Origin of the sequence: Flavobacterium sp. N502536 (assembly GCF_025947345.1) — a bacterium.
Taxonomy (GTDB): Bacteria; Bacteroidota; Bacteroidia; order Flavobacteriales; family Flavobacteriaceae; genus Flavobacterium.
This window is the reverse complement of sequence record NZ_CP110011.1, coordinates 134,357-159,316: the sequence shown is the minus strand read 5'-3', so window position 1 is coordinate 159,316 and position 24,960 is coordinate 134,357. Positions and strand designations below refer to the sequence as shown.

Annotated in this window: 14 protein-coding genes, 7 tRNA genes and 3 rRNA genes; 14 read left to right on the top strand and 10 right to left on the bottom strand. The window is 37.2% G+C overall.

The features are described 5' to 3' along the window. Positions 1–125: 125 nt before the first annotated feature. The 12 genes from OLM61_RS00645 (at position 126) to OLM61_RS00590 (ending at position 8,232) form a co-directional block, all read left to right on the top strand. Positions 126–1,079: a hypothetical protein gene (locus OLM61_RS00645; RefSeq protein WP_264524615.1), complete on the top strand. Its 954-nt coding sequence runs from the start codon at positions 126–128 to the stop codon at positions 1,077–1,079. Positions 1,080–2,091: 1,012 nt separating this feature from the next. Continuing rightward, positions 2,092–3,605 (top strand): 16S ribosomal RNA (locus tag OLM61_RS00640). A 126-nt stretch (positions 3,606–3,731) separates the two neighbouring features. Then, a tRNA-Ile gene (locus OLM61_RS00635) sits at positions 3,732–3,805 on the top strand. A gap of 181 nt (positions 3,806–3,986) precedes the next feature. Beyond that, a tRNA-Ala gene (locus OLM61_RS00630) sits at positions 3,987–4,060 on the top strand. 127 nt (positions 4,061–4,187) lie between these two features. Then, positions 4,188–7,066, top strand: a 23S ribosomal RNA gene (locus OLM61_RS00625). Positions 7,067–7,236: 170 nt separating this feature from the next. Further along, positions 7,237–7,346 (top strand): 5S ribosomal RNA (rrf, locus tag OLM61_RS00620). The 16S, 23S and 5S rRNA genes sit together here with 6 tRNA genes alongside, the layout of an rRNA operon. Before the next feature lie 68 nt (positions 7,347–7,414). Next, positions 7,415–7,487: transfer RNA gene (locus tag OLM61_RS00615), tRNA-Phe, on the top strand. 6 nt (positions 7,488–7,493) lie between these two features. Then, positions 7,494–7,579 (top strand) — tRNA-Leu (locus OLM61_RS00610). 79 nt (positions 7,580–7,658) lie between these two features. Beyond that, a tRNA-Arg gene (locus tag OLM61_RS00605) sits at positions 7,659–7,732 on the top strand. 50 nt (positions 7,733–7,782) lie between these two features. Further along, positions 7,783–7,855 (top strand) — tRNA-Gly (locus OLM61_RS00600). Positions 7,856–7,909: 54 nt separating this feature from the next. Further along, the gene (locus OLM61_RS00595) at positions 7,910–8,164 is read left to right on the top strand and encodes a GIY-YIG nuclease family protein (protein WP_264524614.1); all 255 of its coding nucleotides are present in this window, start codon (positions 7,910–7,912) and stop codon (positions 8,162–8,164) included. After that, positions 8,158–8,232 (top strand) — tRNA-Gly (locus tag OLM61_RS00590). The genes OLM61_RS00595 and OLM61_RS00590 overlap by 7 nt, the downstream gene beginning before the upstream one ends. A 448-nt stretch (positions 8,233–8,680) precedes the next feature. Here OLM61_RS00590 and OLM61_RS00585 read toward each other — a convergent pair. Then, positions 8,681–10,225 (bottom strand): hypothetical protein, encoded by a 1,545-nt coding sequence (locus OLM61_RS00585; protein WP_264524613.1) that lies wholly within the window; start codon positions 10,223–10,225, stop codon positions 8,681–8,683. 426 nt (positions 10,226–10,651) lie between these two features. After that, positions 10,652–11,389 (bottom strand): hypothetical protein, encoded by a 738-nt coding sequence (locus OLM61_RS00580; protein WP_264524612.1) that lies wholly within the window; start codon positions 11,387–11,389, stop codon positions 10,652–10,654. Between the two features lie 607 nt (positions 11,390–11,996). Here OLM61_RS00580 and OLM61_RS00575 point away from each other — a divergent pair. Beyond that, complete coding sequence (locus OLM61_RS00575; protein ID WP_264524611.1) at positions 11,997–12,662, top strand: M15 family metallopeptidase; 666 nt, start codon at positions 11,997–11,999, stop codon at positions 12,660–12,662. Here the strand turns inward: OLM61_RS00575 and OLM61_RS00570 are convergent, their stop codons facing one another. The 8 genes from OLM61_RS00570 to tsaD form a co-directional block, all read right to left on the bottom strand. Next, positions 12,663–13,229, bottom strand: coding sequence for a hypothetical protein (locus OLM61_RS00570; RefSeq protein WP_264524610.1), 567 nt, complete (start codon positions 13,227–13,229; stop codon positions 12,663–12,665). It abuts the gene before it with no gap. A 2-nt stretch (positions 13,230–13,231) separates the two neighbouring features. Continuing rightward, positions 13,232–14,413: a class I SAM-dependent methyltransferase gene (locus OLM61_RS00565; RefSeq protein ID WP_264524609.1), complete on the bottom strand. Its 1,182-nt coding sequence runs from the start codon at positions 14,411–14,413 to the stop codon at positions 13,232–13,234. Positions 14,414–14,415: 2 nt separating this feature from the next. Continuing rightward, a complete protein-coding gene (locus OLM61_RS00560; RefSeq protein ID WP_264524608.1) occupies positions 14,416–15,507 on the bottom strand; it encodes an AI-2E family transporter in 1,092 nt (363 codons plus the stop codon). 115 nt (positions 15,508–15,622) lie between these two features. Further along, positions 15,623–16,573: a zinc metalloprotease gene (locus OLM61_RS00555; RefSeq protein WP_264524607.1), complete on the bottom strand. Its 951-nt coding sequence runs from the start codon at positions 16,571–16,573 to the stop codon at positions 15,623–15,625. Positions 16,574–16,961: 388 nt separating this feature from the next. Then, complete coding sequence (locus tag OLM61_RS00550) at positions 16,962–17,459, bottom strand: TrmH family RNA methyltransferase (RefSeq protein ID WP_264524606.1); 498 nt, start codon at positions 17,457–17,459, stop codon at positions 16,962–16,964. Positions 17,460–17,469: 10 nt separating this feature from the next. Next, complete coding sequence (locus OLM61_RS00545) at positions 17,470–18,108, bottom strand: DUF4159 domain-containing protein (RefSeq protein ID WP_264524605.1); 639 nt, start codon at positions 18,106–18,108, stop codon at positions 17,470–17,472. 145 nt (positions 18,109–18,253) lie between these two features. Continuing rightward, positions 18,254–18,961, bottom strand: coding sequence for a 16S rRNA (uracil(1498)-N(3))-methyltransferase (locus tag OLM61_RS00540; RefSeq protein WP_264524604.1), 708 nt, complete (start codon positions 18,959–18,961; stop codon positions 18,254–18,256). A gap of 2 nt (positions 18,962–18,963) precedes the next feature. Next, positions 18,964–19,986, bottom strand: coding sequence for a tRNA (adenosine(37)-N6)-threonylcarbamoyltransferase complex transferase subunit TsaD (gene tsaD, locus OLM61_RS00535; RefSeq protein ID WP_264524603.1), 1,023 nt, complete (start codon positions 19,984–19,986; stop codon positions 18,964–18,966). A gap of 206 nt (positions 19,987–20,192) precedes the next feature. Here tsaD and OLM61_RS00530 point away from each other — a divergent pair, with 206 nt between their 5' ends. Next, entirely contained in the window at positions 20,193–24,692 is a 4,500-nt protein-coding gene (locus tag OLM61_RS00530; RefSeq protein WP_264524602.1) for a translocation/assembly module TamB domain-containing protein, read from the top strand. The last annotated feature ends 268 nt before the right edge of the window (positions 24,693–24,960 follow it).

Here is a 24,960-nt window from a genome sequence, read left to right as displayed (position 1 = left end):
GGAGAGGATTTATTAAAAAAACAGTTTCTTTAATTTTGTTACCTTTGTAAAAATATAAATATGTTCCCCTTGAAAAATATTTATCAATAGTGATTTTCTTGTTCTTGCTGTCTTGTCAAAGCGAAATGGACGAGAAAGATAATAATGCGCAGGGAACAGTTACAAATGTTTCGCCTCTTACGACTTATTTGCAAAGGGTTGCAATGGTTCAAACCGTGCAGGATAATGTAATCGACAGGTCTAGTTATTGCACGATCAAACTCCCTTATACAGTTACTGTTAATAATGCAAAAATCGCAATAAATACGACTGCCGATTATAAAAAAGTAACAGACAATATAAATGCAAGTACGTACGATGACGATATTGTAAAAATAGACTTCCCCGTAATGATGGTGTACTATAATTATATTGAAAAAAACATTCCGACTGAATCTGACTTCAATACTTTAATAGACTACTGGAATCTTCATCCTGATTTGTTATCCAAAATTAATGGACTAAACATAAACTACCCTATAACAATTAATAGCTATAACAGCGCAAATCAAATTGCAAGTTCTGTTTCGATTGTTAGCGATCAGGCCTTTTTCAATTTTATAAAAAATTTGAATAGCAGTCAGTATATTTCATTAAAATATCCAATTACCATAGCGGATTACAATAATCAAACAAAATCAATTTCTAATAACTTAGAATTCGAAAATGCGATTAAATATGCAATTGACAATGCTCCTGAAAATAATATCGTAACACTTGATTTTTCACAAACGATAACAAAGGGGGGCTGGGTGATACCCTATTTTTTTGATGACTCAGAAAAGACATCCACTTATGTTGATTATTCATTTGTTTTTAAAAGTGATAAATCCGTAGTTGCTACTAAAGCAGGGGTATCGCAAACTGGTCAATGGGAAAGTACATTACAAAGTGGAGTTAGAGAAGTTAAAATAGAGTTCAATTCAGAACCCTTAAGTAAATTGAATCGCAGCTGGAAGTTATTTGAGTTTAATAACTCTCAAATTCGTTTACGTGATGTTGGTACTACTACCGATTATCTTTATTTGCAAAAACAATGATGATCGCATGTACTCGTATTACAAAAGAAGTTATTGATAGTTTAAATTAAACACCTACTTATATATAGTACCAACCCGACAGGTTTCCAAAACCTGTCGGGTTTATTTTTTGCTACCTATATATAAGAATACTTTTTGCCCAGCTGAACGAAAATATAATAAGAGTGCTTTTGTCCAGCTGAGCGAAGTCGAAGCCATCAAGTTTGGAATTTGGAATTTGGTATTTGAATTTTTTTGAAGCTTCGTCCCGCTATCCGCTACAATCTTTTGCTTTTTAAAGGAAAAAGCAAAAGGATTTCCACTTCTATCGGGGCTAGGGGATAGGTTTTCAAAAGAAAACAACCGAAAAAACAAAAACGCAGCACCCTTTTAAACCCGACAGGTTTTCAAAACCTGTCGGGTTTGTTTTGCGAGACCAGTAAAATCGGGGTATTTCAAAGGCAGGTGTAGTATTGAATCTAACTCACTAAAGAAAAACCTTTCAAAACCAAAAATAGGTTAAATTCTAAAAGGGGTGTTATCAGAGTGTTAACAAAAAGTTTTCAAAAACATCAAAAATAGTTCATTAAAAAGCTTGTAAAAGCGAATAAAGTGTCTACTTTTGCACCCGCAACAGCGACAGACGTTCACCGAAATACTGGCAAGAAAGAGAATCAAAACGAAAATAAAATTTCAAATAAAAATTCAAAAAAGCTTGCGAGAATGGAAAACGGATATTACATTTGCACCCCGCAAAATATGCGAAGCTCATTGAAAGATTGGAAGGAGAAAGAAGAAAAAGGAAAGTAAATTTTCTAAAAAAAACTTCAAAAAACTCTTGCCATTTAGAAATAAGTTTTCTACTTTTGCACCCGCTTTTAAATACAAGCCAAACACAAGAAGACACGTTCGTAGACATATTGAATTGACAGCCGTTTTAACAGAGATGTTAAAACAAAAGAATAAGAGTAATGGAATCGAGAGATTCGCAAAGAACCGATAGAGACGACATCGCAATATAATATAAAAATATACGATGAAGAGTTTGATCCTGGCTCAGGATGAACGCTAGCGGCAGGCTTAACACATGCAAGTCGAGGGGTATAGTTCTTCGGAACTAGAGACCGGCGCACGGGTGCGTAACGCGTATGCAATCTACCTTTTACAGAGGGATAGCCCAGAGAAATTTGGATTAATACCTCATAGCATAGCAATCTCGCATGAGATCACTATTAAAGTCACAACGGTAAAAGATGAGCATGCGTCCCATTAGCTAGTTGGTAAGGTAACGGCTTACCAAGGCTACGATGGGTAGGGGTCCTGAGAGGGAGATCCCCCACACTGGTACTGAGACACGGACCAGACTCCTACGGGAGGCAGCAGTGAGGAATATTGGACAATGGGCGCAAGCCTGATCCAGCCATGCCGCGTGCAGGATGACGGTCCTATGGATTGTAAACTGCTTTTATACGAGAAGAAACACTCCAACGTGTTGGAGCTTGACGGTATCGTAAGAATAAGGATCGGCTAACTCCGTGCCAGCAGCCGCGGTAATACGGAGGATCCAAGCGTTATCCGGAATCATTGGGTTTAAAGGGTCCGTAGGCGGTTTAGTAAGTCAGTGGTGAAAGCCCATCGCTCAACGGTGGAACGGCCATTGATACTGCTAAACTTGAATTATTAGGAAGTAACTAGAATATGTAGTGTAGCGGTGAAATGCTTAGAGATTACATGGAATACCAATTGCGAAGGCAGGTTACTACTAATGGATTGACGCTGATGGACGAAAGCGTGGGTAGCGAACAGGATTAGATACCCTGGTAGTCCACGCCGTAAACGATGGATACTAGCTGTTGGGAGCAATCTCAGTGGCTAAGCGAAAGTGATAAGTATCCCACCTGGGGAGTACGTTCGCAAGAATGAAACTCAAAGGAATTGACGGGGGCCCGCACAAGCGGTGGAGCATGTGGTTTAATTCGATGATACGCGAGGAACCTTACCAAGGCTTAAATGTAGATTGACCGGTTTGGAAACAGATCTTTCGCAAGACAATTTACAAGGTGCTGCATGGTTGTCGTCAGCTCGTGCCGTGAGGTGTCAGGTTAAGTCCTATAACGAGCGCAACCCCTGTTGTTAGTTGCCAGCGAGTCATGTCGGGAACTCTAACAAGACTGCCAGTGCAAACTGTGAGGAAGGTGGGGATGACGTCAAATCATCACGGCCCTTACGCCTTGGGCTACACACGTGCTACAATGGCCGGTACAGAGAGCAGCCACTGGGCGACCAGGAGCGAATCTATAAAACCGGTCACAGTTCGGATCGGAGTCTGCAACTCGACTCCGTGAAGCTGGAATCGCTAGTAATCGGATATCAGCCATGATCCGGTGAATACGTTCCCGGGCCTTGTACACACCGCCCGTCAAGCCATGGAAGCTGGGGGTGCCTGAAGTCGGTGACCGCAAGGAGCTGCCTAGGGTAAAACTGGTAACTAGGGCTAAGTCGTAACAAGGTAGCCGTACCGGAAGGTGCGGCTGGAACACCTCCTTTCTAGAGCCTTAAATGTTAGCAGTAATGCACGTTAAGGAAAAAAGATGTTTATTTAAAGGATCTGAATCGCTAAATTCAATTACTCTTGCTGTTAATTTAAAAAAAAATGAAAATTAAGTAAAACAGAGTCTCGTAGCTCAGCTGGTTAGAGTACTACACTGATAATGTAGGGGTCGGCAGTTCGAGTCTGCCCGGGACTACTTTTTTAGAATTGTTGATTGTTAATTATTAATTATTAATAAAAAACAACAACAATAACAACAAACTAAAAAAGACTGAAATACTTAAATAAGGAAATTCTAGAAGTTGGAATTCACCAAAGGAAATTAGAGAAGAATTAGAAATCTAAAATCTGAATTCTACAATCTAAGATTGAAAAATGGGGGATTAGCTCAGCTGGCTAGAGCGCCTGCCTTGCACGCAGGAGGTCAACGGTTCGACTCCGTTATTCTCCACAGATCCGAAAGGATAAAAGTTCATTGACATATTGAGATAAGAAAATAATAAAAAGTAGAAAGCGTTTTTTGTTATTTAATAACAAAAGACAAAAAAAAACGGTCATAATTAAATTTATGATTGGTACAATAAGCAAAATAAGGGCGTATGGGGGATGCCTAGGCTCTCAGAGGCGATGAAAGGCGTGATAAGCTGCGAAAAGCTACGGGGACGGGCACACACCGATTGATCCGTAGATACCTGAATGGGGCAACCCACTATGTTGAAGACATAGTACACCGATAGGTGGGCAAACCCGCTGAACTGAAACATCTAAGTAGGCGGAGGAGAAGAAAACAAAAGTGATTCCGTAAGTAGTGGCGAGCGAACGCGGATTAGCCCAAACCAATGATGTTACGGCATTGTTGGGGTTGTAGGACCACGACATTTTATGTACAAGGAACGGAAGTTACTGAAAGTGACGCCATAGAGGGTGATAGCCCCGTATGGGTAACGAGTATAATAGATAGTGGTATCCTGAGTAGGGCGGGGCACGTGAAACCCTGTCTGAATTTGGCGGGACCATCCGCTAAGGCTAAATACTCCTGAGAGACCGATAGTGAACCAGTACCGTGAGGGAAAGGTGAAAAGAACCGTGAATAACGGAGTGAAATAGATCCTGAAACCATACGCTTACAAGCGGTCGGAGCCCTTTCGTGGGGTGACGGCGTGCCTTTTGCATAATGAGCCTACGAGTTAACGTTGCTGGCAAGGTTAAGTGATTAAGTCACGGATCCGTAGCGAAAGCGAGTCTGAATAGGGCGCTTTAGTCAGTAGTGTTAGACGCGAAACCGTGTGATCTACCCATGGGCAGGTTGAAGCTGTGGTAACACACAGTGGAGGACCGAACCGGTTGACGTTGAAAAGTCTTCGGATGACCTGTGGGTAGGGGTGAAAGGCCAATCAAACTCGGAAATAGCTCGTACTCCCCGAAATGCATTTAGGTGCAGCGCTGAGCGTAAAGTTATATAGAGGTAGAGCTACTGATTGGATGCGGGGGCTTCACCGCCTACCAATTCCTGACAAACTCCGAATGCTATATAATGTTTCTCAGCAGTGAGGGCTTGGGTGCTAAGGTCCAAGTCCGAGAGGGAAAGAACCCAGACCATCAGCTAAGGTCCCCAAATATACGCTAAGTTGAAAGAACGAGGTTTGTCTGCCCAGACAGCTAGGATGTTGGCTTGGAAGCAGCCATTCATTTAAAGAGTGCGTAACAGCTCACTAGTCGAGCGGACGAGCATGGATAATAATCGGGCATAAGCGTATTACCGAAGCTATGGATTTACAAGCAATTGTAAGTGGTAGGGGAGCATTCTAACAGGGTTGAAGGTGTATCGTCAGGTATGCTGGACTGGTTAGAAAAGAAAATGTAGGCATAAGTAACGATAATGCGGGCGAGAAACCCGCACACCGAAAAACTAAGGTTTCCACAGCTATGCTAATCAGCTGTGGGTTAGTCTGGTCCTAAGGCGAACCCGAAAGGGACAGTCGATGGCTAACGGGTTAATATTCCCGTACTACTAATTACTGTGATGGGGTGACGGAGTGATGAAAGCGCCGCGAACTGACGGAATAGTTCGTTGAAGTACCTACCTATAAGATGCGCAGGCAAATCCACGCGTCTTGGGGAAATACGATAGTACTCGGAGTCTTCGGACAAAGAGATAGTGCGCCTAAGGGCTTCCAAGAAAAACCTCTAAACTTCAGGTAATTAGTACCAGTACCGTAAACCGACACAGGTAGTTGAGGAGAGAATCCTAAGGTGCTCGAGAGATTCATGGCTAAGGAATTAGGCAAAATAGACCTGTAACTTCGGGAGAAAGGTCGCCCCGAGCAATCGGGCCGCAGTGAAGAGGTCCAGGCGACTGTTTATCAAAAACACAGGGCTCTGCAAAATCGTAAGATGAAGTATAGGGCCTGACACCTGCCCGGTGCTGGAAGGTTAAGAGGAGATGTTATCTTCGGAGAAGCATTGAATTGAAGCCCCAGTAAACGGCGGCCGTAACTATAACGGTCCTAAGGTAGCGAAATTCCTTGTCGGGTAAGTTCCGACCTGCACGAATGGTGTAACGATCTGGACACTGTCTCAGCCATGAGCTCGGTGAAATTGTAGTAACGGTGAAGATGCCGTTTACCCGCAGTGGGACGAAAAGACCCTGTGCACCTTTACTATAGCTTAGTATTGACCTTGGATAAATGATGTGTAGGATAGGTTGGAGACTGTGAAGTGGCGTCGCCAGGCGTTGTGGAGTCATTGTTGAAATACAACCCTTTGTTTATCTGAGGCCTAACCCCGTATTGCGGGGGACATTGCTTGGTGGGTAGTTTGACTGGGGTGGTCGCCTCCAAAAGAGTAACGGAGGCTTCTAAAGGTTCCCTCAGTACGCTTGGTAACCGTGCGTAGAGTGCAATGGCATAAGGGAGCTTGACTGAGAGACATACAGGTCGATCAGGTACGAAAGTAGAGCATAGTGATCCGGTGGTTCCGCATGGAAGGGCCATCGCTCAAAGGATAAAAGGTACGCCGGGGATAACAGGCTGATCTCCCCAAGAGCTCATATCGACGGGGGGTTTGGCACCTCGATGTCGGCTCGTCACATCCTGGGGCTGGAGAAGGTCCCAAGGGTTGGGCTGTTCGCCCATTAAAGTGGCACGCGAGCTGGGTTCAGAACGTCGTGAGACAGTTCGGTCTCTATCTACTGTGGGCGTTAGAAATTTGAGTGGATCTGATTCTAGTACGAGAGGACCGAATTGGACAAACCTCTAGTGTATCTGTTGTCCCGCCAGGGGCACCGCAGAGTAGCTACGTTTGGAAGGGATAAGCGCTGAAAGCATATAAGCGCGAAACCCACCACAAGATGAGATTTCTTTTAAGGATCGTGGAAGATGACCACGTTGATAGGCTATAGATGTAAAGGCAGTAATGTCATAGTCGAGTAGTACTAATAATCCGTAAGCTTATGTACACCCTTTTCCTCGGGGCAACCCGGAGGAAGAAACTTTCTAAACAATTTATGTTTCTTTATCTCAGTATGTTAAGATATTAGCTCGACGCGAGCAGTTATGAGTTTTGAGTTATAAGTTAGGAGTTGAAAAACGATAAGCTATAAACAACAAACAAAATAACTAACAACCTTAAGGTGGTTATTGCGGCGGGGCTCACCTCTTCCCATCCCGAACAGAGTAGTTAAGCCCGCCTGCGCAGATGGTACTGCAGTTATGTGGGAGAGTATGTCGTCGCCTTTCTTTTTAAAAACCCTGTTCGTAACAAAACGGGGTTTTTTATTCTAAATTTTACTTATATAAGTAGAAACGGTACCTTAGCTCAGATGGTAGAGCAATGGACTGAAAATCCATGTGTCCCTGGTTCGATCCCTGGAGGTACCACATAATGCTCGGATGGTGAAATTGGTAGACACGCTGGACTTAAAATCCAGTGAACAGCAATGTTCGTGCGGGTTCAAGTCCCGCTCTGAGTACTAAAAAACTTCAACTGGTTTTACTAGTTGAAGTTTTTTTTCGAATAAAAGAGAACATTGAATGTTCTAAAAAAATATTGGACGCATAGCTCAGCTGGATAGAGCACCTGCCTTCTAAGCAGGCGGTCGAAGGTTCGAATCCTTCTGCGTTCACAAAAAGCCACTCCAAACGAGTGGCTTTTTTGTTTTCAAGTGGTTTTGTTAACGCGGCTCAACAGGATAGAGCATTTCGATTTCCAATCGGGACGGTCGAAGGTTCGAATCCTTCTGCGTTCGCAAAAGCTATTCAAACGAGTGTTTTTGTTTAAAATAATTTAAACTAGAAATGATATGAACTTTTTCTATATTCTATATTCAAAGACATTAAATCAATATTATATTGGTCATACATCTGAAGGCTTAGAAGAGCGATTACGCAAACATTTATCAAATCATTCAGGATTTACTGGGAGAACAAAGGATTGGATTGTAATTTATTTTGAAGAATTTGAAACCAAATCATTGGCTTATAAACGTGAATTAGAAGTCAAGAAATGGAAAAGTAGAGTTAGAGTTGAAAAATTAATAAATGAATCAAAGAAATAGCTCAGCAGGATATAGAGCATCCCGATTTCCAATCGGGACGGTCGAAGGTTCGAATCCTTCTGCGTTCACAAAAAGCCACTCAAAACGAGTGGCTTTTTTGTTTTCAAGTGGTTTTATTAACGCGGCTCAGCAGGAATAGAGGGATCAGGTTTAGAAGTTTGGAATTTTGAAAAACTAAGCTATGTGGAGATAAACATTAGCAATGATTTCAATCATTTTAATAAAGTAAATAACTCTCGTAGCGAACGGCAAGAGATCGTGACAGCACTAATCTCGCAGATTAAGCCACCTGGCAATAATCGAATCAAGAATAGACCAGGAGAAGTGAAAAAAGGTTAGATAGGATCAATGACACTACTTTGTTCGGGAATAGAACAGCTAAAGGTTTTGAAGAGTATTCTTTTATGAAATCAATAATTGTTGACTAATATAGCGAATCTTGTAGCTAAAAAAAATCAAACTTTATACAAAAGCTAAAGTTGTATAAAGTTTGATCGTATTTTAAGAATGCTTCTTTTAGTTCTTAATAAACACTCCTATCTGTTGTAGGTGTTTTTCGGTTTGATATTTATTAAAGTTATCCCATTTTGGAGGTGAACTTGTTTTTTTTCCGTACATAAGATCCAAGCAGACGTTATTGTCTTTGTATTTATCGTGTAAAACAGCCAAAATCTTAAAGAAAAACTGATCCAGCATAACAATGCCTTCAAATTCGGATTTTAGTTCATTATAATTACGATCTGATGGATTTAGCAATTGCAATAAGGTTAGGATTGTGTCCTTTTCAGTCTCATTGATTTCAGTAAGGTAGCCGGTTTTTAAGGTTTTGAATACTAAATTGTTCCAAACCTCACTATCGTGTCCCCATTGAACGTCAGGAAGATTTAAGGAATGTTCGCAAATTAGAATAATCGAAAAAAGAACATCATTTAAGTATTCTGCCGGAAATTCGTCAAAGCTTCTGAATTCAAAACCGCTTTGGTACATTTTTTCCTGATTAAAATCCAGACCCACTTCCGAAAGTAATTCGTACTCCATTTCTGTCTCAATCTGATCGCGCCACCAAATATTGTCTTCTTTTTTGAATTTTAGCAATTTTCTAAAGTCATCGACTTTATAGGTTAGAATTTTACCTTTAGGCATTGCTTTGTTAAAAGTTCCTACACCGATGTAGCGTGACATGGCATTTCTCATAGAACCCAGAGTAAATTTCTTGTCCAAACTATAGGTGTTGCTTATCACTCCCATAATATCAGGACTTCCAAGGGTGGCAATAAAAAAAGGCTCGAACCATTGCAACAAATAAATAGCGTTGGCATGTGTTTTGTCAAAATCGCTATAATCGAGAATGCGGCTGTCTTTGGTTAGTGAGGGTAAAGTAATGTGAAAATGGTACGTTCCGTTATTAAACAAAACGAGATTTTCCTGGTTGGTCATAAACATATTAAGGCCATTGTTGTAATCAGGAAAATTTAATTTACCATTAAGTATTGCTGAGTCATTGATTTTATCAAGAAATAACTTTTTGGTGGCCTTTAATTCTTTACATGAATCAGCTATTGTTCGATTTTCAAAATATTTAGTTACAAATTCTATAGAATCACCATCGAAATGAACAGATCCCATAGTTTTGTTTCTTTGGGTAATCATGCTTTGAATATTATAGGGTTGATCTTCAAGGAAAAGTTCCATGATAGATTTTCCGAGATATTCAGGATTTTCAAGTGGTTGTGGATTTGCTTCAGCAGATTCGGCAGTAGGAACCAATGATTTTGCTGGCGATAATGTTTTGTGCTGATAGTTTATATCCAGTTTTTCCAGCGAATGACTGTTCATCATTCGGCTCACTTTATAGTTCTCGTTTGTGTCAAAAGCTTTTTGAAGTACAGGTGCCAAGCTCTCTGGTTTGTAGCATTTTCGATAGTCTATGCTATATTTTTCAAAACCAATTTTTTGTTGTATAAATTCACCAGAAACTATTAGGGATTCTTCAAATTGCATGTAGGTTTCGTTTTCTAATCCAATTCCCCAATAATATTTTTGTGTCTGATTGTCTTTCATTTATACTAATTTTCTTTTTTAAGGTTGTTTTAAAGTGTTTGTTTTTATGCTAAAATACAGCAGTTCATCTACTGAAATTCTGAGTCGTAAGATCTTTTAACGGATAATGCCTAATGGTTTGCATCCCTTAAAAAAGCTTTGTTTTGTTTGTAAAATGGTATGAATTAGTAGTAGTCTGGGAAATTGTATACTTGTATCGATTGAAAAATTGATTAAATAATTTTATAATGGGGATAAAAAATTACTATTCTTGTTAATTGTCTTTTTATCAATGATTTGGGTAAGCGTATAGCCGAATTACAACTCTTGCGATTTCTGTTTTTTCAGATTGCGAAAGTAGTTCTTTATTATGTTATTTCCAAACAGTTAAAAGCTTGTAAATCAGTTATTTTTGGTTGTGCGGAGAATTGAAGGTATTCTTTTTATTTATTCATGGTAATAAAACACGTAGGACGAGTATAATTCATCATTCCACCAGTCTTTTCTAACTTCCGAAAAATAATTATAATTTAGTTTTCCTGCCTGTGATTGCAAGGGATATACGACTATGCCATTTTCTCGATAGGCCAGATTTAAATTTGTTTCAGGAACAACGGGAACGATATGACCGGATAGTCCTTTTTCTCTTCTTTTGGCACAAATTATTCCAATTCCACCATTGGTATTTACTTTGTTTTGAATTTCATCGGGAGTAAACATTCTTTGCCAGCCAAATTGAGATCCCCATTTTAGAAACCAATCGTGTATAGCACTGGAGTAAATACGTTCGACTGTTTGTTCAAAAACAGCTTCCACTTCCTTTCCTTGTGCTATTTTTTCGAGTGCTTCTTCAGTCCACCAAACAGTTGGGAGATAGACACCGCTGAAATAGCAATAATCATAAGAGTAAACATTACAGTAGGTATCTTCTACTGTTCTTTGATATCTAATATTGGTTTCGACATCGAGTTTATCGATAAGTTGGCCAATACTTTTTTTCTTACTGAAAACATCTGTTTGATCTCTAAAGGTAATGCTGGAGTCAGAAAGGGGTCTTTCTTTCATGTAAACAGAATCTAAACGGGATTGAGGATTTGGCAATAAATCGGCTCTTTTTAGTTTATTATCCCATGTTAGATTTACGTCTAGTGTTAAGGGTGTGGTTTCTGTTGTATATTTCTCCATCTTGACTGCTTAATTATGAACCAGCATAACAGTGGAATCGATTGTGTCCATAGTGTTATTTGGCTAGGTAAAAAGTAAATATAAGAATTTTAAGCTTTCCAAGATGTTTTTTTAGAAATGGCAAATTATAGGAAGTAGTACTGTTTAAAATGGATTGTATACAAGGTACCATAAAAAAATAGTAGAAATTATCGCAGACTAATTTATAGAATACAGAAAGAGTTATAAGTTAAATCGGCTGATTTATATTTAGTTACGTTTTTTTTGTTCTAAAGGATGGTAAGTTTAGTTTTGATTTTTTTTACCGCTGCAAAGGTTAATTTTTGAGTTAATCGAATAAATAGGAGACGGACATTTTTTTATGTTGAAGAAAGAAATATTGTAAACAATTGATTACTATTGTTTTATGATTTTGTTAAATTTGTTATAAGAATTTCGAGTAATAGCTGTTATGGAAAAATTGCAACGCCCGTTTTACCATGCTGTCAGGTCACATTTTAGAGTGTTAAAAGGCAAGGGAGTAAAGGAAAGTAGGTGAGATTTAGAAGATTGATTCTACTACCTTAAATGGTTTTGTTTATATTTACTTCTTTCAATTTATAGAACCATGAAAATGCAACTGTCTTTATCTCGTATCGTAATACTTCTGTTTAGTCTTTTCTTTTGTATACTTACAGCAAATGCACAGAATGAAACTTATTCATCTGAAGAGGGAAGTGAAATTGCCGATACCACTTTTGTAAATCTTAAAGATTACAGTAATGATTTCGTTTATGACATGAAATATGCTACTGAAGATAATTTTTTAAAGGCAAAAGTTTACGATTGCGCCGAGTGTTTACTGCGCTATAAAACCGTTAAAGCTTTAATAGCAGCAAATAAAGATTTTATGAAAAACGGATGTAAAATAAAACTATTCGATTGTTACAGGCCTTTGTCCATCCAGAAAAAAATGTGGGAGATTGTATCAAATCCGGAGTATGTGGCCGATCCAAAAAAAGGCTCCATCCATAATAAAGGAGGAGCCGTTGATATTACTTTAGTCAATGCTAAGGGCGAAGAACTGGAAATGGGTACTAATTTTGATTTTTTTGGCATTGAAGCCAGTCATAATTATAAAAAATTTCCGGTGTCGGTTAAAGCAAATCGAAAATATTTGAAAAGTGTGATGATCAAAAATGGATTCAATTCTTTTGATTCAGAGTGGTGGCATTATAATTTAAAAACAGGTTTAAACGATAAAGTCTCCAACCAAAAGTGGAAATGCGATTAATTATTCAACACATCTTATGTTTTCCATGAAATAAGTATTCGGATGGTAAACTTTACCATTCAATTCCGAAGTTAGATCTCTTTTTACAATATAATCCTCTACAGTGGTCAGGTATTTTATTCGCATAATCGAAACTGGCGATTTTTTAAGATCTTCGAAGTTGTCTTTCATAAACATAAAAATTCCGGTATTGATTCGGTTGTCAAAACCTTTTTCATCACGAATAAGCGTTCCACAGCTTTCTTTATCAATATGAATCAACGTTACTATTTTTCCGTTTTCTAATTGTAAAAAAACCTTTGAGTTTTTATCGAAGCAGTTTGCTTTTATGAAGTCTTTGCTTTTTTGGATAAGCTGTAAATTTAAGGTTGGTAAACCATCGGTTTGTGCCAGTGCGAAGAAAACATAATCAAATGTTCCGCCAAAGTATTTTTCACTGATCATATACTCGTTGGTTACTTTGTAGCTGCCTATAGAGTCGTTTACATTTGTACTGTATTCACATGGTTTTTGTGCAAAGGCAGTAAAGGTTAATAAGAAAAAGGTTAGTGTAATTAGTTGTTTCATTTTTAAGTTATTTTTCTGCAAATTAAAACTATTTTGGTATCATTTTTATCAGTTGTAAAAAAACAATACAAATTTCCGCCATTTTTTATTTTCCACTTTTTTCGAATGTTTTCCACCGTGTCCGGAAAGTTTCGTGTAGTGATATTGGCCTGCTGATTGACAAGCTCAGTTTTCATTTCATTCTTACTGTAGGGAATCACTTTTTCGATCTCAAAACGGCGTCCCGGAAAATCTATTAAATTTTCGGAAGTATACAAATGTGAATGTTTGTGGAGTTTATCGATCTTAAAAAATGCACTGACTTCTTCGAATCCTCCCGATTTCATTATAGCCGAATTGGGCTCATAAATATATTTCTGAGGAAGACCGTAAGAAGGGATAACCGTTTCATGGCCCATAACAAACTCGAAAGTCTCTATTTTGTCTTTTAAAATATTGGCCGTTTTTATGGTGATTTCGCCGGAGTACTGATGATGGATTTCAAAAAGCAATTCTTTTACTTCGTTTTCAAGCGCAATAATGTGAATGTTTTTGACAAATTGAAGTTCGGATAAGCCAGCAGAAAGATCTAATAACGGAGCCGTTTTTATTAAGACAGCAGCTGTTTTTTTAAAGTAGAAATCCAGTAAATCGGGAACATTAGGCAAACAGTCTTTCAGCATAAAAACTTTACCTTTAGCATCGTTCCTGCGGGACGGATCAATATAAACCCAATCCCATTTTTGATCAGAATCATTTAAAACAGAAGTAGAATCATTGGCATAGAAAGTGCAATTTTCGACTTTTAGCTGTTCAAAATTATGCTTGACAATAGCCGATAAATCTTCGTTTATTTCGCAGTGCGCTATTTTTTTGAATTTTTTAGAGAAATAATAATCGTCGACACCAAAACCTCCGGTAAGGTCAATTAAACTTTCACCGGAAATTAAAGAAGCTTTATAGGCTGCCGTTTTTTCAGATGAAGTTTGTTCAACGGATATTTTAGAAGGATAAATAATATTTGCGGTCTCAAACCAGGTTGGCAGCTTGTCTTTTGCTTTTGATTTTGCTTCAATCTGATTTAAAAGTACAATCCAGTCGATTTCAGGAAAAGGATTTTTCTGAAGCGCTAATTTTGTAATTGGGACACCACTATTTTGAGTTATGAATTCCTGAATGTTTTGGTTTAAAATAGCAGTATTCAATGTTAAATTCTTTCGGTTAATACAGAGACAATTTTGTTGTCAGGAAAAAATTCCTTTAAAATTACTTTCAGCATCGTAAATACCGGAATGGCAATGATCATTCCAACAATTCCAAAAGTAATTCCGCTGATTAAAGTAACCAGGAATATTTCTAACGGGTGCGAATTTACGCTTTTTGATGAGATTATAGGCTGGCTGATGTTATTATCAATGGCCTGAACCAATAAAAACCCGATGATTACATAGATGGTTTTAGGAAGTATCTCAGATTGAAAATCGCTTCCAATCATACTGATCATGGTTAAAATTCCCGCCAGTATAGTTCCTATAATTGGTCCTATATAAGGTATAACATTCAAAATGGCACATAAAAAGGCGATAACAAAAGCGTTTTTATTTCCAAATATCATTAAAACGATTAAATACAAAATAAATACAACCGTTAATTGCAGCAACAGACCTATAAAATAACGGGTCAGGAAATGGTTGATTTTAGTGATCGAATTTAAGATTTTGTCTTCATTCGTATCAGGAAGAATTTTTCGGGCACTAACCTTAAAGGCGTCCTGATCTTTGATAAAGAAAAACGTAATAAAGAATACCGAAACCAACCCCATTCCGATATTCGCCATGAAGCCTATAATTGAATTTAGAAAACCGGTAAAGTAGCTGAAATCGATTATCGATGTTATTTTAGATTCTTTTAAAACTTTATTTAAATCAAGATGCTGAATATTAAAATAAGTTTCAATAGTGCGCTCCGTTTGTAGAAATTGCTGTTGCAGATTTTGGGTATCCAATAGTGATAAATTATTGGCTTGTGAAATGATTAACGGAACAAACAATAAAATGAAGCCAACGATGGCAAGTATGAATAAAATTAGCGCTGTAGTGGCTGCCAGTGAATTGCTGAACTTTAATTTATTCTTTAAAAATTGTATTAATGGATTTGCGATTAAGCACAATAGCAACGAAATACATAAATAGACAATTACAGTCTGAATTTGGTATAGAAAATACAAAATAGCGGCGACAACCAGGATGGTAGTTAAAGCTCTTAAAATTCCGTTTGAAATAATTTTCGATGTGATCATGATTCGGTTTTAAAGGATAAATATAGGAAAAAGCTTTTGAAGTTTACAGGTAAACGAAAAAAAGCGGGATGTTGCCATCCCGCTTTTCAAGTTTGTCTTTTATGCTTGTCTATATTTAGATTCCAAAAGAAGCTCTGGCACCTCCGGTAACAAATATCGCAGCCATTCTGCTTTTTTGTCCTTGTGAGAACATGTACATAGCGTTGTCATCAACATAATCCATATAGTTCATTGTCATTTCAACAGGAGTTCCTGAACAAGTGCTATAGTGAGGATATGCAGGTACACCGTAATTTGCTGTATTGTGAGTAGGAGTATCTGAAACTAAATCGCTTCCACAAGTAGCATCTCCCCAAATGTGACGTAGGTTCATCCAGTGTCCTACTTCGTGAGTAGCTGTTCTTCCTAAGTTAAATGGTGCATTTGCAGCTCCTGAAAGACCAAAATATTTCGGATCAACAACAACTCCGTCTGTAGCAGCAGCTCCTCCAGGAAATTGTGCATAACCTAAAATACCTCCTCCAATGGTGCAAGACCACATGTTTAATTTTGTTGTTGGAGAAGTTGGTGCAAGACCACCCTGAGCTGTTTTTTTCATGGCGTCACTTGTTCCCCATGAAGTTTTTGTAGTCGATTTTCTAATTACCTGATCTAAAACGAAAGTAATTCCAACATTGGCTTTTACACCTGAAAAAAGCGCTGGTACGCTATTGTAATCTGAGTTTAATGCATTGAAATCTTTGTTTAAGACGTCAATTTGAGTTTGAATTTGTGCATTAGAAATGTTTTCTGCTGCAGTTCTGTAAAGAACGTTCACTACCACAGGAATTTCAATTTTACCGTTTACAAGACGTTTTGTCAAGATGGCATTTTCGGTAAAGGCATTGATTTCGTTCATTCTGATTGCTAAAGTAGGATCAGCTTTCAGTTGAGCCTCTAAAACTTCCTGGCTTGCGCATCCGCGATGTGCAATAGCATCAATTTTTGAATCAGTAGATTCAGATTGGTCGTTTTGACAAGAAAACAGCACTAATGCTGTGAATGCAGTAATAATGATTTTTTTCATAATAACTTGGGTTTTTGTTATAAAAAATTTGCTTTGGTTAATTATATTGCAATTTTATAACAAAATAATTATTGTAACAAAATAATTACAATATATTATTTGTGAGAATTTTACAATCCCTTGTACAATCTAGTTCTTACAAAAAAATCACTAAAATTATTAAGAAGTAAATTCGTACAATGTTGTTTTTGAGAATGTTATTGAGTTGATTTTTGTTCTTTATAGAGGATTTTATTGACAAATATTACAGAATGAAATTTTAATGCGTATTTACACGTAAGAATAACTGTTAAAATAATGGTAATATTTGGTGCTGATTAGTCATGGAATCCCAGAAAAAACAGCAATAGGTGGAATTTTATACTTACAATTTAAAATGTGAAAAAGTTTAAAAAGAAGTAATCTCATAAAGTGCAATACTCGCCGCTTGCACAACATTCATACTGCTGTTCTTTCCAAACATATTGATGTGGACAATTTGGTTTGAAATTTTTAAAAGATCCTCAGAGATTCCATTAATTTCACTTCCAATTAAAAGTGCAATTTTTTGATTTTCAGGAATAAGAACTTCTCTTAGAAGTTTGCTATTGCTTGCGATTTCTAAAGCAATAATTTCAAAATTATTTTGAAGCAGGTAATCAGCAAGATCGGCTGTTTCTTCAATTATGGTATGGGCTACATGAAGATGAGTGCTTCGTGAAGTTTTGTTGATTTTTCGGGGAGTTAACGGAATATCTTTTCCTAAAAAAATGATATTCTCGACACCAAATGCCTCACTGATTCTAAAAAGAGAACCGATATTTTGCTGAAAATAAATGTGATCACAAACTAATGTAATCGGAAATGTTTTTCTTTCAAATTGATTTTCTTCGTGAGTAAGTTGCACCTTCTAAAATTTAATTGGTAAAAATATAATTGATAATGTTGGCACCCATTTTTAGAGCTTTATCTCTAACCGCGGCAGGGTCATTATGTACTTCAGGATCTTCCCAGCCATCTCCTAAGTCACATTCGTAAGTATAGAGTAATACGAGTTTGTTTTCTACAAAAATACCAAAGGCCTGCGCACGTGTTCCGTCGTGTTCGTGAATTTTGGGTAAACCATTTGGAAAGGGATACGGTTTTTGAAATATGGGATGGTTTGCCGGAATTTCGATTAAATTATTATTTGGAAATATTTTTTTGATCTCTTTTCGAATGTATTGATCCATTCCGTAATTATCATCAATATGAAGAAAACCGCCGCCATTTAAATAATTTCTAAGATTACTCACATCGGCATCACTAAAAACAACATTTCCATGTCCCGTCATGTGAACAAACGGATAGGAGAGCAGATCCGGATTGCTAGGCTCCACTGTTGACGGTTTTGCTTTTATTCGGGTGTTTATATTCGCATTGCAAAACTTTATTAAATTGGGTAATGAGGTCGGATTTGCATACCAATCACCACCACCGCTGTATTTTAGCAACGCAATTTCCTGTGAAAAGGAAGAAACGGAAACCAATAGTAATAAGAGAAATATTTTTTTCATAGGATGGTATTTAACTAGTCGTTTAACTTTTATTACAAGTTCCTCTTGTCATTTAGATAAACAGCTCAACAATGATTGGTGATTTTCTTGGCGGAGTTTCTAACGGATATTTTTCCTTCGTCGAATTGACAAAACTCGCGGATGATTAAACTTCATTAAAAAAAACAACACTATGACAAGCTACAATGGCAGCCGTCTCGGTACGCAATCGGGTATTTCCTAAAGTAACCGGCACAAAGTTATGTTCTAAAGCGAGTGCAATTTCTTTTTCAGAAAAATCACCTTCAGGACCAATGAGCAGGGTAACATTCTCATTCGGTTTTAAAACTTCTTTCAACGATTTTTTATCCGTTTCTTCACAATGTGCGATCAATTGTAAGCCTTCGTTTTTTTGTTTGATGAATTCCTTAAACGAAATTGCCTCGTTCAGTTTTGGTAAAAAGGTCTCATTGGATTGTTTCATTGCCGATAAGATAATTTTTTCAAAACGTTCCGGATTGATTACTTTTCGTTCCGAACGATCGCAAAAAACAGGTGTGATCTCCTGGATTCCTATTTCTGTCGCTTTTTCCAAAAACCATTCAAAACGATCATTCATTTTGGTTGGAGCAACCGCCAGATGCAGTTTAAACTTTGGAGCCGGTGATTTTGTGATCGAAAGCACCTCTACAATGCATTTACTGTCGGAGGCTAAAGTAATCTCTGTTTCAAACAATAAGCCTAAGCCATTTGTTACGTGTAGGATGTCAGAATCTTTTTTGCGTAAAACCTTTATAATATGACGGCTTTCTTCTTTATCAAAAGAAAAACGTTCTGTAGTTTCATCAATATCTGGGTTGTAAAATAATTGCATAATTAAAATTGGATTCGCGCTTTCGAAACTACTGCTGAAGTTTCAAAACGACTTGATAAATATTTTTGATACCCTACAATTCCTATCATTGCAGCATTGTCGGTAGTGTATTCAAATTTTGGAATGAAAGTTTTCCAGCCGTATTTGCCTTCACTTTCTTTCAATCGGGTTCTGATGCCTGAATTGGCCGAAACTCCTCCGCCAATTGCGATTTGTGTGATTCCGGTTTCTTTTACCGCTAATTTCAACTTATCCATCAAAATTTCGATAATCGTATGTTGAATAGAAGCGCAAATGTCATTGAGGTTTTCTTCAATAAAATTCGGATTCTCCAATTTCTTCTTTTGAATGAAATATAAAATGGCCGTTTTTAGTCCTGAGAAACTAAAATCAAGTCCAGGAACTTTAGGTTTGGTAAACGCAAAAGCTTTTGGGTTTCCTAATTTTGCATATTTATCGATAAGCGGTCCGCCCGGATAAGGGAGTCCGAGAATCTTGGCACTTTTGTCAAAAGCTTCACCCACAGCATCATCAGTAGTTTCTCCGATAATTTCCATATCAAAAAAGCCATTTACCTTAACAATTTGAGTATGTCCTCCGCTAATAGTCAGCGCCAGAAAAGGAAACTCCGGTTTATCAAAACCTTCTTCGTCTATAAAATGAGCCAGAATATGCGCATGCATGTGATTTACAGCAATTAGCGGAATTTTTAAAGCTAAGGATAACGATTTACTAAAAGAACTGCCCACTAATAATGACCCCATTAGGCCCGGACCCTGTGTAAAAGCAATCGCTGTTAATTGATCTTTTTGTACATTTGCCTTGCGAAGTGCGGCATCAATTACCGGAACAATATTTTGCTGGTGCGCTCTTGAAGCTAATTCAGGAACCACACCTCCATATTGATTGTGAATTAACTGATTGGCCACAACATTTGAGAGTACTTTGTCGTTATGTAGAACCGCGGCAGCAGTATCATCGCATGAACTTTCGATGGCAAGAATAAAAACCTCTGAATTTTGCATATAAAAGCACGAATTTTGGATTATATTTGACAAATCAAATATTTGAATTTCTTATTATATAAGGAGAAGCCAAAATTAAAGAATTTTTATCAAAAACAGCCGTTCTTTGTCTGTTCAAAGTAAATTTAAAAGAAAACTAAAATAAAGCAGCTATCAGAAAAGTAAAGAAAATAATATCACGAACCCTAATTGGTTTAATTTTACTTTTGTTAGCACTTGCTATCATTCTGGCTTTGCCTGTTGTTCAGACAAAAATTGCAAACTATGTTACAGAATCTCTAAACACTGACTTTAAGACAGATATTAGTGTAGAAAAAGTAGCCATAAACATTTTTGGAGGTGTAAAACTCAAGAAGGTCCTGATTCGGGACCATCATAAGAAGACTTTAATCTATTCTGATATAATTACCACTGATATTCTTAGTATTAAAAGATTATTAGATGGTGATTTGCTTTTTGGAGATCTTCGGCTGACGGGTATGATTTTTAATCTGAAAACGTATAAAAACGAAGACGAGAATAACATCAACAAGTTTATTAAGTTGTTTGAAACGGGAAAAAAAACGCCCAAATCAGACAAGCATTTTTTGATGACAGCCAAAAACGCTTACATTTCAAAAGGAGCTTTTTCTGTCGTTGATGAGAATAAAACTACACCACGATTTCTTGATTTTAAAAAGTTAAACGCTTATATAAGCGAATTTAAGTTATACGGACCGGATGTGAGCACCAACATTCATCGGTTTTCCTTTTTGGATCATCGCGGTTTGTATGTTTCCAATTTTGCGGGGAAATTCAGTTATACCAAAAAGCAGATCAAGGTTGAAAATTTAGCAATAAAAACGAAAAGATCTTCTCTTTACGGAAAAGCGATTTTAAATTATAAAATAGAGGATTTCCTCCATTTTACCGATAAAGTAAAATTTGATGTAGCACTAGATTCCGCTTCTATTGCTTCAAATGATATTCGTTATTTTTATGACGGATTGGGTAAAAATCAGCATTTTAAAATTAAGACAAAAATAAAAGGAACACTGAATGACCTGAATTTAAGACGTCTTAGATTGAGTGATACCAATGGTTCGAAGATCTTCGGAACCATTAATTTCAAAAATCTTTTAGGAAGCAAAACTCAGAAGTTTTCTATGGACGGTAAGTTCGAAAAACTGGTTTCGAGTTACGATAATCTGGTGGTTTTACTGCCGAGTATTTTAGGTAAAAAACTGCCGAAAGAATTACAGAAGATTGGCAGATTCAATATTGTTGGAAAGGCAAAAGTCTCGACCACGGCTTTAGAAACCGATTTTAAGATGATTACCGATTTGGGTAACGGGCAGGTCGATTTGCATATGAACAATATCGATTTTATTGATAAAGCCTCCTATTCCGGAAATATCATTCTGGACAATTTTAACATTGGCGCAGTGCTTGATCGCAAGGATATTGGCAGAACGACTTTGAATGTAGATGTAGACGGAAAAGGTTTTACAGAAAAATACCTCAATACGATTGTCAAAGGGGATATCACCAAATTAGATTACAATAAATACACCTATAATAATATTGTGGTTAACGGGAATTTTAAATTGCCGTATTATAAAGGACAGGTTTCTATAAATGACCCCAATTTGAATTTGATGTTTGACGGTATGGTCGATTTGAGTAAACGTGAAAACCGTTATGATTTTCATATTAACGTAGACAATGCCGACTTGCGAAAACTTAAATTTGTCGACGATTCTATTTCACAATTCAGAGGTGATGTTGTCGTAGAAATGACCGGAAATTCGATAGAGAATTTACAGGGAGCGATCTCCATCAAAGATGCGGTTTATCAAAATCCTAAAGACACTTATATTTTCGACGAGATTTCGGTTAACTCCAATTTTGATGCAGACAAACTGCGCACCATAACCATTAGTTCTAATGATGTGGTAAACGGAGAAATAGTAGGTAAGTTTCAGTTTGCACAATTGGACAAGCTAGTGATGAATTCGGTAGGAAGTTTGTATACCAATTATAAACCGTACAAAGTCAAGAAAGGGCAGTTTTTGCGCTTCAACTTTCATGTGTATGACAAGATCGTCGAAATGTTGTATCCCGATATCAAGATTGACTCCAGTACTGTGGTTAGAGGGAAAATTGACTCGGATTTGCAAGAATTTAAATTCAAATTTAATTCTGAAAAAATCACTGCTGCGAAAAATACCTTTGACAATATCCGAATTAGCATCGACAATAAAAACACGCTGTACAATGCTTATGTGGAGTTAGACAGTATTAAAACACCTTATTATAAGATACGCGATTTCAACCTGATTAACGTTACGGCTAAAGACACCCTGTTTGTAAGATCTGAATTTAAAGGTGGGGATAAGGGAGAGGATTATTACAATCTGGATCTTTATCATACCATCGATAAAAACAAAAACAATATCGTCGGGATTAAGAAATCGGAAATGAAATTTAAAGACTATTTATGGTATTTAAATGAAGATGCGGAAAAAGACAATCAGATTATCTTTGATCAGTATTTTAAAAACTTTAGCATTGAGAACATTGTATTGTCGCATGAGAATCAGAAAATTGATTTAAATGGTGTTATAAAAGGCAAGGACTATAAAGATCTGGTGCTGAATTTTGAAGATGTTGATATTAATAAGATTACGCCATTCAATTCTAAGTTTGTCTTTAATGGTAACCTGAACGGAAATGTAAATTACAAACAAAATAAAGACGTCTATCAGCCCACAGCATCGATTGTGATTGATCATCTCAACCTGAATAAAACAGATTTAGGAACGCTTAATTTTGATATTTCCGGAGATGAAAGCTTTAAGAAATTTACCATAAACTCGACTATCCAAAACGGCTTTACGGAGTCTTTTAAAGCAGAAGGAACTTTTGCGGTAGAGAACAAAGAGACGATGTTGGATTTGAGTTTGAAACTCGAAGGGTTTAATCTGGCTACTTTAGGAGCCGTTGGAGGAGATGTCTTATCCAATGTTCGCGGATCGGTTTCAGGAAATGCCGCTGTGGTTGGAAATTTAAAAAAACCTGAAATTAACGGACGTTTGTATGTCGAGAAAGCGGGAATGACTATTCCGTATCTAAATACCGATTACGAGTTAAGTGATCGTACCGTAATTGACTTAACTGATGAGAAATTCCTTTTCAGAAACAATCAACTGACGGATACGAAGTACGGAACTAAAGGTTTGCTCAATGGAAGTATCGAACATCATAACTTTGGCGATTGGAAGCTCGATTTAACGATTACTTCTAAACGCTTGGTGGCACTGGATACCAAAGACAGTGAAGATGCGGCCTATTTTGGTACGGCATTTATAAATGGTACCGCAAGTATTAAAGGACCAACAGAAAGCCTGTTTATAAAGGTAGACGCAAAATCAGAAAAAGGAACTCAGGTTAAGATTCCGATAAACAATGCGCAAAGTGTTGGGGAAAGCAGCTGGATTCATTTTGTTACTCCTCAGGAAAAATATAACCTGGCAAATGGAATCCTCGAAAAGACCAAAAACTATAACGGATTGGAGCTGGAGTTTGATTTTGATATTACGCCTGATGCCGAAGTAGAAGTAATTCTGGATAGAAATTCCGGACACGGGATGAAAGGAAAAGGATACGGTTCGTTATTGTTTAAAATTAACACACTGGGTAAATTTAATATGTGGGGGGATTTCCAGGCCTATGAAGGAACTTACAATTTTAAATACGGTGGTTTAATTGATAAAAAATTCTCGGTTAAGAAAGGTGGGTCTATCATTTGGGAAGGAAACCCTATGAAAGCACAGCTGAATTTGGAAGCCGTTTATAAAACAACTGCAAATCCGGCTGTATTGTTAGACAATACCTCTTCATTTAATAAAAAAGTACCGGTAGAAGTGGTAATTGGATTGCGTGGAGATTTAGCCAGTCCGGAGCCTAATTTTGATATACAGTTCCCATCTGTCAGTAACGTACTTAAATCGGAGATCCAATATAAGTTAGATGACAAAGACATTCGTCAAACACAGGCCTTGTATTTGTTATCGACAGGTTCGTTTATGAGTACTGATGGATTTAGCCAGGGCGATTTGTCGGGAACATTAACCGAAACCGCTTCGAGTTTACTGGGAGGGATTATCAAATCGGATAACGATAAGGTGAATATCGATTTAAATTATATCTCGGCAGACAAAAGATTGGGTCAGGAAGCTGACGGGCAGTTTGTGGCAAACATCTCTTCGCAGATCAATGAAAGAATCACAATCAATGGAAAACTCGGAGTTCCTGTGGGTGGGGTTAATGAGTCTGCTATCGTAGGAGATATTGAGATACTGTACAGGGTAAATGAGGACGGATCCATGAATCTTCGTTTGTTCAATAAAGAAAATGATATTAATTATATCGGACAGGGAATTGGGTATACGCAGGGAGTGGGTATCTCGTATGAAGTCGACTTTGATACTTTTAGCGAATTGGTCAATAAACTGTTTAAAAACCACAAATTGGAAAGAGCGATAAAAAACTCTTCGAATGATTTACAGGATTCCAATCTAAATCCGGATTTTGTGAACTTCTCCAATAAAAAGAAGGAAGACAAGAACAAAAAGAAGGATAAGAAAGAAGAGAAAAAAGAGGAAGAACGAAAAGTTCCGCCGCCTATAAACAATGAAGGATTGATTCCGGATAATGATTTTTAGGAAATTTGTTAAAAATACACTCATAAGAAACCATTCGTTGCTGCGAATGGTTTTTTTGTGCTAAATTTATAGATCCACTTATTTTTTTGAAAAGGGGAGGATGCCCTGAAATTTTATAACACTTCATTTATGTATTGTTAATTTTAAACATTCAATTAAAATAAGGGACATTTATTATTGTAAATGAATTTTTAGTAATAGAAAAACTTATTAACGAAAACGTTTGAATTTAACATATTTTATTAATTTATTATAAACATAACCCAAG

Coding starts and splice junctions, on each gene's coding strand:
- OLM61_RS00645 (WP_264524615.1), top strand. CDS start 126: ATGGACGAGAAAGATAATAATGCGCAGGGAACAGTTACAAATGTTTCG.
- OLM61_RS00595 (WP_264524614.1), top strand. CDS start 7,910: ATGAACTTTTTCTATATTCTATATTCAAAGACATTAAATCAATATTAT.
- OLM61_RS00585 (WP_264524613.1), bottom strand. CDS start 10,225: ATGAAAGACAATCAGACACAAAAATATTATTGGGGAATTGGATTAGAA.
- OLM61_RS00580 (WP_264524612.1), bottom strand. CDS start 11,389: ATGGAGAAATATACAACAGAAACCACACCCTTAACACTAGACGTAAAT.
- OLM61_RS00575 (WP_264524611.1), top strand. CDS start 11,997: ATGAAAATGCAACTGTCTTTATCTCGTATCGTAATACTTCTGTTTAGT.
- OLM61_RS00570 (WP_264524610.1), bottom strand. CDS start 13,229: ATGAAACAACTAATTACACTAACCTTTTTCTTATTAACCTTTACTGCC.
- OLM61_RS00560 (WP_264524608.1), bottom strand. CDS start 15,507: ATGATCACATCGAAAATTATTTCAAACGGAATTTTAAGAGCTTTAACT.
- OLM61_RS00555 (WP_264524607.1), bottom strand. CDS start 16,573: ATGAAAAAAATCATTATTACTGCATTCACAGCATTAGTGCTGTTTTCT.
- OLM61_RS00545 (WP_264524605.1), bottom strand. CDS start 18,108: ATGAAAAAAATATTTCTCTTATTACTATTGGTTTCCGTTTCTTCCTTT.
- OLM61_RS00540 (WP_264524604.1), bottom strand. CDS start 18,961: ATGCAATTATTTTACAACCCAGATATTGATGAAACTACAGAACGTTTT.
- tsaD (WP_264524603.1), bottom strand. CDS start 19,986: ATGCAAAATTCAGAGGTTTTTATTCTTGCCATCGAAAGTTCATGCGAT.